Origin of the sequence: Proteiniphilum acetatigenes DSM 18083, assembly GCF_000380985.1 — a bacterium.
Classification (GTDB): domain Bacteria; phylum Bacteroidota; class Bacteroidia; order Bacteroidales; family Dysgonomonadaceae; genus Proteiniphilum; species Proteiniphilum acetatigenes.
The window spans coordinates 78,975-91,175 of record NZ_KB905692.1; the positions used below are offsets into that span (position 1 = coordinate 78,975).

At 44.0% G+C, this 12,201-nt stretch carries 7 protein-coding genes; all 7 read left to right on the forward strand.

Annotated elements, in window-relative coordinates; genetic code table 11:
* Positions 1-347: 347 nt before the first annotated feature.
* The 7 genes from F597_RS0100225 (at position 348) to F597_RS0100255 (ending at position 12,154) form a co-directional block, all read left to right on the forward strand.
* The gene (locus tag F597_RS0100225; RefSeq protein WP_019537690.1) at positions 348-1,691 is read left to right on the forward strand and encodes an IPT/TIG domain-containing protein; all 1,344 of its coding nucleotides are present in this window, start codon (positions 348-350) and stop codon (positions 1,689-1,691) included.
* A gap of 145 nt (positions 1,692-1,836) precedes the next feature.
* Positions 1,837-4,929 carry a SusC/RagA family TonB-linked outer membrane protein gene (locus tag F597_RS0100230; RefSeq protein WP_044059904.1) on the forward strand — a complete coding sequence of 1,031 codons (3,093 nt, stop codon included), beginning with the start codon at positions 1,837-1,839 and terminating at the stop codon, positions 4,927-4,929.
* 13 nt (positions 4,930-4,942) lie between these two features.
* Positions 4,943-6,958 carry a RagB/SusD family nutrient uptake outer membrane protein gene (locus F597_RS0100235; RefSeq protein ID WP_019537692.1) on the forward strand — a complete coding sequence of 672 codons (2,016 nt, stop codon included), beginning with the start codon at positions 4,943-4,945 and terminating at the stop codon, positions 6,956-6,958.
* Positions 6,959-6,975: 17 nt separating this feature from the next.
* Positions 6,976-7,938 (forward strand): BT_3044 domain-containing protein, encoded by a 963-nt coding sequence (locus tag F597_RS0100240; protein WP_019537693.1) that lies wholly within the window; start codon positions 6,976-6,978, stop codon positions 7,936-7,938.
* 46 nt (positions 7,939-7,984) lie between these two features.
* A complete protein-coding gene (locus tag F597_RS0100245) occupies positions 7,985-9,055 on the forward strand; it encodes an Ig-like domain-containing protein (protein WP_019537694.1) in 1,071 nt (356 codons plus the stop codon).
* A 294-nt stretch (positions 9,056-9,349) separates the two neighbouring features.
* Entirely contained in the window at positions 9,350-10,279 is a 930-nt protein-coding gene (locus F597_RS0100250) for an alpha/beta hydrolase (protein WP_019537695.1), read from the forward strand.
* A 3-nt stretch (positions 10,280-10,282) separates the two neighbouring features.
* A complete protein-coding gene (locus F597_RS0100255; protein WP_081624297.1) occupies positions 10,283-12,154 on the forward strand; it encodes a glycoside hydrolase family 127 protein in 1,872 nt (623 codons plus the stop codon).
* Positions 12,155-12,201: the final 47 nt, after the last annotated feature.

Below are 12,201 nucleotides of genomic sequence, written 5' to 3' on the forward strand. Positions count from 1 at the left end.
TTAATTATTTTAATTGTACTCTAATTCATCCATATGACACAAAGAAATTATATATATCTCTTTGATAAAACTTTGTTTCTACCTATAAGGAAACATATATATTACCCCCCCCCCCCGTTAACATTAATAAACTTTAATTTTACATATACAACTAATATTCACTCTTATTTGCATGCAATGCCGATAAGAGCTGATTCCTGCTGTCTTCTGGTGAACTTTCATCTTTAGGCATACAACTTCAATATCTGCTCTTACTCAGATATAAGAATAAATTATCATGGAAAAATTGAAATATAATGTAACAATAAATAAGAATAAAAGAAAATCTCTAATTAAAAATCGAATATATGAACAACAAATTGATCAAGAAGCATCCCTTAAAGACCACATGGACGCTGCTATTCGCATGTATATTGGCTATGTTTTCGTGTGGAGAAAATGACGATAACGAAAAAGGGAAGAGTGAATATGATCCCGGCAAGCCGGTGGAACTTACTACCTTTTATCCGGACTCAGGAAGATATCTGGAACAAGTGATGCTGGAGGGAAAGAACTTCGGTACCGATCCTGAGAAAATCAGAGTATATTTTAATAGCAAAAAAGCGGCAGTCATTGGTTCTACAGGCTCCAGGATGTATGTACTTGCTCCAAGATTGCCGGGCGATACCTGTGTGATCTCGGTAGCAATTGGTAATGATTCCGTTGCTTATGATCAAACATTCCGCTATTTTTCGTCGGTTACAGTGAATACTATTGCGGGAAACGGCAATCAAGATGACTACCAGGATGGGGATCTTACTCAATCTATCCTGCAGCCCCGATATATTTGTGTGGATAATGAAGACAACATCTTTATTACAACCAGAGGGCCTTATGAATTCGGTGGAACTAACGGTCATATGCACATTGTCAGAATTGATGAAGAAAATAACGAACTGATTACCATTGCCAGAGATGTTACTGCAAATATTCCGGCTGTAGATTTGGAAACGGGAATCATTACTATCTTAACTGAAACCACGGTTGGATCGTTTTTCACTCTCGATCCCAAGGAAATGTGGGCTCCCAGATTCCGAGAAATGAAATGGCCCCCCGCCGGAGACAGACCCACGGAAGGTTATAAACATAGCGTGGTAGTGAATCCCAGTGATGGTTTTGTTTACACCCGTTACTATCATGGGCACATCGTAAAAATGAATCCCCGAACATACGAAGTGGAAACCATTTTTAAAACGGAACAAGGAGACAGCTATGGACTGACATTCAATCCTCTTGAACCAAACATTTTATATATATCGTTTTGGGGCAACTCTGGGGTTAATGCAAACAGCATTTGTAGTATTGATATTACTGATCCGGAAAACACATTTAAAAAACTTTCCGGTTCCACTAGTGGCGGACATCGGGACGGAGCCTTGGAAGTAGCCCAATTCCGTAATCCCAGTCAGATTTATAGTGATGCTGACGGGAATATTTATGTGGCGGATTGTAGCAACCATTGCATACGAAGAATTACCCCGGAGAAAATGGTGGAAACCGTGTTAGGGATGCCCGGTACTGCCGGGTGGAAAGACGGAGGAAAGGAGGAAGCCTTATTCAATCTACCCAGAGGACTTGGCATAAGCAAAGATGGCTCAATCTATGTTGCAGACTTAGGTAATGCCCGCGTGAGAAAGCTTTCCATCAATTGATTTTTTAAGGATCTCACCGAAATAATCAGGCTATTGTACCGCATAAAACAGGATTAAAAGACAATTATAGTTTATTGCTCCAGCCCTCTTTCTTCCTGAAGATAAGAATAAATAATACAAATAATAACATTATAATTTAAACTAAATGAAACGCATAACGTGTATAGTATGGATACTTTTATCCGGTTGCTTTCTTCTTCCGGCACAACAAAGCACTTTTGTCATGGAGGGAACCGTCTATGACGAAACGAAAACACCCTTGCCTGGTGTTACGGTCTACCTGAGAGATAAAATCAGTGTCGGAACAACGACCAACATAGATGGTAAGTTCAGCATCCGTGCTTCCAGAGGAGACATGATCGTTTTCACCTTTGTAGGTTACAAAAGGATCGAATATTTAGTGACCGAAGAGAAGAAAGACTTGGAAATTGTCTTTTCTGAAACAGCTCAGGAATTGGATGAAGTGGTGGTTACCGGACTGGGTAGCCAACGAAAGATTTCAACAGTGGCTGCTGTAAGCAGTGTAGACGTGGGTGAACTGCAAACACCTGCGGCATCCGTAGCCAACCTGCTGGGAGGACGCGTAGCCGGTGTGATCTCCATGCAAACCAGTGGAGAGCCAGGGAAAAACATTTCCGAATTTTGGGTCCGCGGTATCGGCACTTTTGGCGCCAATGCCAGCGCCCTGGTATTGATAGACGGACTGGAAGGGAATATCAACTCCATCGATCCTGCCGATATTGAAAGCTTCTCCGTACTGAAAGATGCCTCGGCCACCGCGGTGTATGGTGTCCGCGGAGCCAACGGAGTAGTATTAGTGACTACCAAAAGGGGGCAAGTAGATAAATTGACAATCACAGGACGCGCCAATTTTTCCGTCTCCCGGTTGAACAGAGTTCCTGAGTACCTGCGCGCTTACGATTATGCGAAGTTAGCCAATGAAGCCAGAGTGGTACGCGGAGACGCACCCATATACTCCGATGTGGAGTTAGATATCATTAACGACGGTTCTGATCCCGATCTCTATCCGGATGTGAGTTGGCAAGACGAGGTACTCCGAAATCATTCTTTCACTCAATCATATTACGTGAGTGCACGTGGCGGCGCACAGGTAGCACGCTATTTCCTCAGTTTGGGAATAAGTAATGAAACTGCCGCTTATAATTACGACAAAAACAGTGTATATGCGGCAAACACCGGATACAACACTTATAACTACAGAGGTAATATCGATCTGGAATTATCTCCCTCCACTACACTCTATTTCGGTACGGATGGTTTCCTTTCCATTCAAAACAATCCGGGTGTTGCGAGTACTGACTATATCTGGTACGCGCAGTCAAATCTTAACCCGTTATTGTTACCCATAAAGTATTCCAACGGACAACTTCCGGCCTCGGCAAGCAGCGCATCGTTACGGTCCCCTTTGGTGATGATCAACCACATGGGCCGTCGCACCGATCAGCAGTACAGGGGTAAGTTCACGTTAGCGATCGACCAGAATCTCTCCATGGTCCTGGACGGCTTGAAATTAAAGGTGCAGGGGGCATATGATCTATATAGCAACTTTTCAGAAGGAAGATACATTCAACCAGCTCTTTACCAGGCGGTAGGTCGAGACCAACAAGGAAAACTGATAACCATCGAGAGAGTGAAGGAAGGAGGGATCTCCTATGCCCGGGGAACGGATCAGTTCCGAAAATACCATTTTGAGAGTACGCTCAACTACGACAAAGTATTCGCCGAAGACCATCGCGCTTCAGGATTAGTCTATTACTATCTGAGCGATCAGAAATGGGCAAACGAAGGAACCAATAATCTCAGCGCGATTCCTCTTCGCTACCAAGGCGTATCCAGTCGCCTCACCTATGGATTCAAAGATACCTACATGGTAGATTTTAACTTCGGATATACCGGTTCGGAAAACTTCCAGCCCGGCAGACAATATGGATTCTTTCCGTCCATCGCTCTGGGATGGGTGCCTTCCAATTATGATTTCATGAAAAAACATTTATCATGGATCAGCTTCCTGAAATTCAGAGGATCGTACGGCACAGTAGGCAATGATCGTATCAGTTCGCGCAGATTTCCTTACCTCACCATGGTAAACAGAGGCACTACCGGACCGTGGGGCTCGGCTTCCGTTGAAAGCATCACGGAATCCACAATCGGAGCCGATAACCTGCAATGGGAAAAAGCATTGAAAGCCAACGTTGGTATCGAAGCGAACCTGCTTGACGACAAGATACAACTTGTTTTTGACATGTTCAATGACCAGCGAGACGGTATTTTCATGGAACGTGTACAGATTCCGGATTATGCAGGTTTGGTTACGATGCCTTTCGGGAATGTGGGGAAAATGAAAAGTTACGGCGCGGACGGTAATGCCAGTTTCACACATAATCTAAGCAAAGATATGTCATTTACCGTGAGAGGAAATTTCACTTATTCGAAAAACAATGTCCAGAACTGGGAAGAGGCCAATCCCAAATATCCTTATCAGGAAGCATCCGATTATCCATTAGGCACTATCCGTGGATACCAGTCGATCGGCCTTTTTAAAGACTGGGATGATGTAAGGAATAGTCCGGCACAATTTGGGACGGTAATGCCCGGCGATATCAAATACCGTGATGTGAACGGTGACGGGGTGATAAACTCCGACGACAGGGTACCTCTGTCTTACAGTACCTACCCCCTGCTAATGTACGGATTTGGCGGTGAATTCAAGTATAAAAACCTGACAGTGGGCGTCCTTTTTAAAGGAACCGGCAAGACCGATTTCTTCCATGTGGGATACAATGGAAATGGCACCGGATATGTACCTTTTTACAACGGGATCAACGGGAATGTACTGAAGATCGCCAATGATCCAGCCAACCGATGGATCCCGGCAGATTATGCAGCAGCAAACGGAATTGATCCGTCGTTAGCGGAAAACCCTAATGCCCGTTATCCAAGATTGACATACGGGTACAACGAAAACAATTCACAATTGTCGGACTTCTGGAAAGGAGATGCACGGTATTTACGCTTACAGGAAGTAACCATCAATTACAATCTGAAAAATTCATTCCTGCAAAAAATAAAAGTTCAGTCCATCGATCTTCAATTAGTAGGTAATAATTTGCTATTATGGGATAGAGTGAAGCTGTTCGATCCGGAGCAAGCTCACCGCAACGGCGAAGTATACCCGATTCCCACGACCTACACATTACAAATGTATATCAACTTGTAAATAAAACAGTATTATGAAGTCATTCTATACAGACATTTTTAAACAAATTATGGTCTTTTTATCACTGATGATATCTTTCTCCTCTTGCAAGGACCTGCTCAGTGTCGACAACTATTTCAGTGATGAATTGAAGTTGGATTCCGTTTTCGCGCAAACACGCTATGTGGAGGCCTACATGTGGGGAGCTGCCAGTCTGTTCCCCGACGAAGGAAATTTATTACAGAATCAGCACACACCGGGTCCCTTGGCTACCGACGAGGCATTTACCAGCTTTCTTACATTACATGGCTATAACGGCATGCGCTTTGTTTTAGGCGAAGTAACGGCAAATAATATGCATTCATTCGGAGGCGTTTGGGGTAACATGTATAAAATTATCCGTAAATGCAACACCATATTGGCGCGTATTGATGAAGCGGCCGACATGACTACCCGGGAACGATTCAATATCATAGGATACACCCGCTTTATGAGAGGATATGCTTACTATAATCTTCTTATGGATTTTGGGCCACCTATCATTTTAGGAGATGAGATCATTGAGTCTAATGCTTCGCTTCCGGAGTACGACCGTCCTCGAAGCACCTACGACGAAGCGGTAGAGTATATCTGCAACGAACTGGAGGCCGCTGCAGAGCATTTACCGTACACGGTTCCACTAATGGAATTCGGACGTCCTACCAAAGGGGCTGCCTATGGCTTGATTGCCCGGATACGACTGATCCATGCCAGTCCGTTATATAACGGTGGTGATGTAGCCCGCACTTATTTCGGCAATTGGAAACGTTCTGCCGACGGCGCTCAATACGTATCCCAAATATATGATGAAAAACGTTGGGCATTAGCGGCTGCGGCGGCTAAACGAGTAATGGAACTACAAGTTTCAGGAGCTCCCATGTACAGGCTGTTTACCGTTCAGTCGGACTCGGAAACCTCCACGCTGCCCGAGGGAGTTACCTCCGATCCCGATTATTATAAAGAATGGCCGGACGGAGCCGCAGGAATTGATCCCTACAGGTCCTATTCCGAAATGTTCAACGGCGAAGCGGTAATCCCGGTTAACCCCGAGTATGTCTGGGGACGAAAAAGTGGTGCAATAACAGCAAATACCCAGATGGTCTTTCCGCAAAGGTTAGACGGATGGAATGGGATGTGTATTACCCAAAAAGTGGTGGATGCCTACTCCATGATAGACGGACGCTCTATCAATAATTCCAGTGACAGGTATCCGTACAGCGAAACCGGATTTTCCACCAACGTGCAAACATTTTCAGGATATCGTCTGAATGCAGGCGTGCACAACATGTATGTGAGTCGTGAACCTCGCTTCTATGCTTCCGTAGGCTTTAGCGAATGTTTCTGGCCCATGTCGTCTTCCACCTCTTCGGGATATTATAACCAAACCATTACATACTATTATAATTCCCCGAATGGAAAAGGCGGTGTGAGTTCGCCCCAGGATTATCCCATTACCGGATATGTGATCAAAAAATTCGTTCATCCTTCGGATGCCTGGGGAGGAACAAATGCAAGAAGAATGGACAAAGGGTTTCCTATTATCCGTTACGCAGAGATTCTCCTCTCCTATGCTGAGGCGCTGAACAACCTGACAAGCAATCATACGATTGAAATGGGTGGACAGTCAATGGTACTTTCCCGAGATATGAGCGAAATCAGGAAGGCTTTCAATCAGGTACGTTATCGTGCGGGATTGCCCGGCATAACGGGAACAGAGGATGCAAGCCGGATACAGCAACTCATTGAAGACGAGAGATTCATTGAGTTCCTTTTTGAAAACCGTCGTTATTACGATGTAAGGAGATGGGGTATTTATGAAGAAGTGGAAAGCGTACCAATAAGAGGAATGAACGTAGAAGGAACAAAAGAGGTCTTTTACACACGGGTAATCCCCAACACGGCCCGTATTGGCTCGCGAATCGTGAATAAACGCCTGAATTGGCTGCCGATACCACTCAATGAAGTCAGATTATTACCCTCATTAGACCAGAATCCCGGTTGGGAAGACTAAACAATAAATTTATAGTTATGAAACGAATATATATGATAAATAAAAACCGAAGAAAGGGATTGGGAATCGCATTGCCGGTGTTCCTTCTCTTTATCACCGCCACTTGTGACAGAGATGAAGTGTTTGAACGCGAACAATACAAAAATGTATTTGCCTTAATCAGTGAAAGCGACAACGTGTCGCGGAAATTTCACAAACTCGGTGAAGAATCGGTAGGCTATGTGGCGGCCTCTCTCGGCGGAACCAATCCAACCACCAAAGATATTGTAGTAGATCTAGTGGAGGATCAATCATTATTGGATGATTTTAATAAAACCAACTACGACACGGATATATCAAAATACGGAAAACCTCTTCCCGAGAGTAAATACGATATAGACACATACCGGTTTACTATTCCGGCAGGAGAGATAAGCGGCAGGCTCCCCATCCGGATAAGACCCGACGGCCTTTCACCCGATACGGCTTATTTCATTTCTTTGCGGGTAGATTCCCATTCAGCGTATGAGGTGAATCCTGAAAAAAGTTTTGTTTTATACCGGATAAGGACTAAAAACTACTGGGCGCAGGCAGACGGGAACACCAATTATTCCATGAGAGCAAAACTCCGGGTACAGGGATCGGCCAGCGAACTGGAAATGCCCGGAACAAAGGTGATGCATCCGATCACGCAGAACAAAGTCCGGATAATGGCGGGCAATGAAACATACGAATCCGATGTGAACGTATTCAACAGGTTTGCCATCGTGCTGGAGATTGATGAAGACCATAAAGTAACCATCACACCGTATAACAATGTGGAAGTTACCCAGGTGGACGGAGATCCGGACTTTCCCAACATTTTCAAAATAGAAGACGACGGTTTCAAGACCTACAAAACGTTCCTGCTCAGGTATGATTACAAAAGCGGAAATACGATTTATGAAATGAAAGAAGAATTAAGGCTCGAATTCAGTGAAGATGAAGATGAAAATGAATAGCTTTTGCAGATATCGGAGACAGTAACCAATTAATTTATTTGGAATAATGAAAACAAAATTCTTAAAATACAGCTTATGTTTCCTGTTGATCAGTTATGGGACAGGATGTGATGATTACAATCAAAAGGTGATTGAAGAAAATATTTATGTGAACCGTGCGGAATTGTCGCTGTTTGTGGGAGAAACCATTCAGCTGACGGCAAGTCCTACAGACGGAACATACCACTATTCTTGGTCGAGCGAAGATCCCACGGTAGCGACCGTATCTTCAACCGGTCTGGTGGAAGTGGTTGGCGAAGGGTTTACCAATATCGTGGTACGCGGAGGCGATCTATCCACAAAAGTACCTCTTACAGCCGTAATCAGAATACCTCTGGAAAATGTAGTCGTAAGTGAGCCCCTCCTGGAACTACTTCCGGGAAATAAAAAAACCGTACTCATCAGTTTTATTCCGGAAAATGCCAACGACATTCCTGCATATTCCTGGAGTTCGGAAAATCCGGATATAGCCACCGTTAGCGAAGGTGGTGAAATAACAGCCATTGATGAAGGTGTGACCAATATCGTCTATCGTATCGGCGAGATTGAGAAGAAAATTGTAGTGGACATAGCCTATACCCGTCCGTTCAAAGGGCCCCACATTCTTTCCGCAGCAACACCTTATGAACTTCCGGCGGCCAACTTTGACCTTGGCGGCGAAGGGTCTGCTTTTCACGACAGCGATGCCACAGATTCTTCAGGACAAAACGGGAATTACCGTGTAAGCAACGGCGATAACAACAGCACCGCGGTTGACATAGAGGGCTTTGGGCTCAATGTCGGATGGACGGGTCCCGGAGAATGGTTACTCTATACGGTAGAGGTTTTGAATGAAGGGGATTATTTAGTTGAAGCACAAGTGGCGGTACCCGGCACAGGTAGCTTCCACATTGAAGTGGATGGAGTAAACGTGACCGGCACCATCGGTGTACCTGACACCGGCGGATGGGGGAGCTTCACGTGGGTTTCCACACCGGAAGATAAGCTGACTTTAACTTTGACTGAGGGAAGACATAAAATCAAATATTACTTTGAAGGGGGACACAACTTCAGGTCACTGAAGTTCACTAAAAAATAACAGAGTATCTTAATTTAAGATATAGCCTGCAGCGCTTCACATACCTTTTACCGATTAAACAACATTGCACACCTGTATCGGAGAAAAGTATATGATATACTGCAGGCTATTGATTTAATTCGTTTATTACCGGGTATCTGAGACGCAATATCAAAATACTTAGTTTTATATCATTATGACAGGGTTATAGAATAGAAAAAATATTTATTTTTGTAAAACTGGATCGTAAAGCCAGAAAAATTACTAATAAAGATTTTGCTTTATCCAAAAAACACAATTAAACAGTATATAACAATGACAATTTACCGGGATCTGCTTATCGTTCTATTTTTTGGGTTTTGCCTTATGGTAAAGGGACAGGAATTGTTGCCGCAACAGGGACAGGAGTTTCTATTGTATGATAAAACAGATGAGATCATCGCAGAGGAGCATATCTATGATCGGGGAAATAACCTGATCATCACTAAAGTAACCAATCCTTCGTTGACACCTTTCATACCATCTGATGGAAATATGGATAAAGCAGCCGTGATTATCTGTCCCGGTGGTGGATATCAAACCCTGCATATCCAACGGGAAGGATTCAGGGTTGCGGAGGCTTTCAGCAAACAGGGAATTGCGGCATTTGTGCTTAAATATCGCCTGCCTGACGAGGAAATCGTAACAGATAAATCATTCGTACCATTAAAAGATGCACAACGTGCTATCCAACTCGTGCGTGAAAATGCGAAAAAATGGGGTATCGCTCCCGGTAAGATCGGGATAATGGGATTCTCGGCAGGAGGGCATCTGGCCTCCTCTGCCGGAGTACATTATGATTCCACACTGATTGAGAACAAACGGAATACAAACCTAAAACCCGATTTTATGATTCTCGTCTATCCGGTGATCAGTTTCAATGATAGTATCGGACATGTCGGCTCAAAAGATCATTTGCTGGGACAACATCCCGGGCAAAATTCGGTAAAATTCTTCTCCAACGAATTACAAGTGAATAGAGATACCCCTAAAACCATTCTCTTTCATGCCGGAGACGATACGGTTGTTCCGGTGGAAAATAGTCTTCGTTTCTATAATAAATTACTTCAAAATAGTATACCGGCCGAAATACATATTTATTCCAAAGGGGAACATGGTTTTGGGAGTACTCCATCCTTCGAGGATTGGTTCAATCAATGTGTCCGCTGGATGAAGGTAGAACAATTACATTCTATAAACAGGTGAAATATGAAACACGTAATAACTATTCTGCTATTTCTGTCTGCTCAATTCGTTTGTCCCCAAACAACCGTGAAAAGCACAGTACACGATAAGTTAACCCCTGTAACTTCTGCCAAAATAAACCGGCATGCAGGAGAGAAATTCAACGTGTCCTATCAGAACCGTATTCTTGCTCAGGATGTACACACGCTTGTTCATCCGTTTACCGTCAGAGATGAGCACCGTTGCTGGCAGAGCGAATTCTGGGGGAAATGGCTTACATCGGCTGTACTCGCCTATCAATACAACCCTACCCCGGTTCTTGCCGATAAATTGAAAGAAGCCGTCGAAGAATTAATAAAAACACAGACTCCCGACGGATATATCGGAAATTATGCGCCCGAAAGCCGGTTGCAAGCATGGGATATCTGGGGAAGAAAATACTGCCTGCTCGGTCTGATCGCCTATTACGACACCTTCAAAGATCACACGGCATTACAGGCAGCAACCAAACAGGCTGATTGCCTGATCCGGGAACTCACCGAAAGAAATGCAAAAATTGTAAGACTGGGTAGTCATCGCGGTATGGCAGCATCTTCCGTCCTTGAACCTATATGTCAATTATATGTTCGTACCGGAGACAAAAAATACCTGGATTTCGCCGAAGAAATTATCAGGGAATGGGAAACACCGGACGGTCCCCAATTGCTTTCCAAAGCAGATATTCCTGTCGGCAAGCGCTTCCCTAAACCTGACAGGAATAATTGGTACGGATGGGACCAGGGACAAAAAGCATACGAAATGATGTCCTGTTACGAAGGATTACTTGAACTGTACCGCCTGACGGGGAAAGAGGAATACAAAAAAGCTGCCGGGAAAACCTGGCAAAGTATTATGGATACGGAACTGAATATTGCCGGTTCCGGCTCCGCAATGGAAGCATGGTTCTCCGGTAAAGAACTGCAGACAATGCCGATAGAGCATTACCAGGAAACCTGTGTTACTGTAACCTGGCTTAAATTCAATCAGCAATTGCTCCGTCTGACCGGGGAAGCCAAATATGCCGACGCAATCGAACAGACCTTTTACAATGCGCTTTTGGGATCGATGCGCCCTGATGGGTCGGACTGGGCAAAATATACTCCCTTGTACGGTCAACGATTAAAAGGATCGGAACAATGTGGCATGGGTTTGAATTGCTGTAATGCGAGCGGGCCGAGAGGATTATTTACAATCCCTTTAACCGCAGTGATGAATTCTGAGAAAGGACCCTATATCAATTTCTACCTGGATGGCTCATATGAGTTAAAGACACCGGCAAACCGACCGGTCACATTGCACCAAAAAACGGATTATCCCTTGTCGGGGCAAATTGACATTCAATTGCAGCTTCAAAAAGAGGAGAAAATGGATATCGCTCTCAGGATTCCCTCATGGAGTGAAAAATCCATTGTCACTGTAAATGGTACTCCGGTAGAAAACGTTGTTCCGGGCGAATATCTTATCCTCAACAGAACATGGAAAAACAACGATGAAATTTCAATCGGGTTCGAAATGAAAGGAAAAATTCATACCATGCACACTAATCCAACCTATATAGCTATCACGAGAGGACCAATCGTGCTGTCCAGAGATGAAAGACTAAAAGGTGCGGCATTAGAGGCAATACTCAGACCTGTTGTAAATGAAGATAAATATATCGATTTAACACAGAAAAATTATTCCGGCAAGGATATCTGGATGGTATTTTCAGCTAAATTTATTCCGGAATCATATGCAGAATATGGCGCTGAACCGGTAGGAACGGAACTCTGTGACTATGCTTCGGCAGGAAATGCCATGATGACTTATCCTTTCTTTAAAGTTTGGATGCCGCAGCTATATGACCCGAGAAAATAGATAATCTGACATATATTCATTTGAAAATCTTTCAATAAAAATTTGTA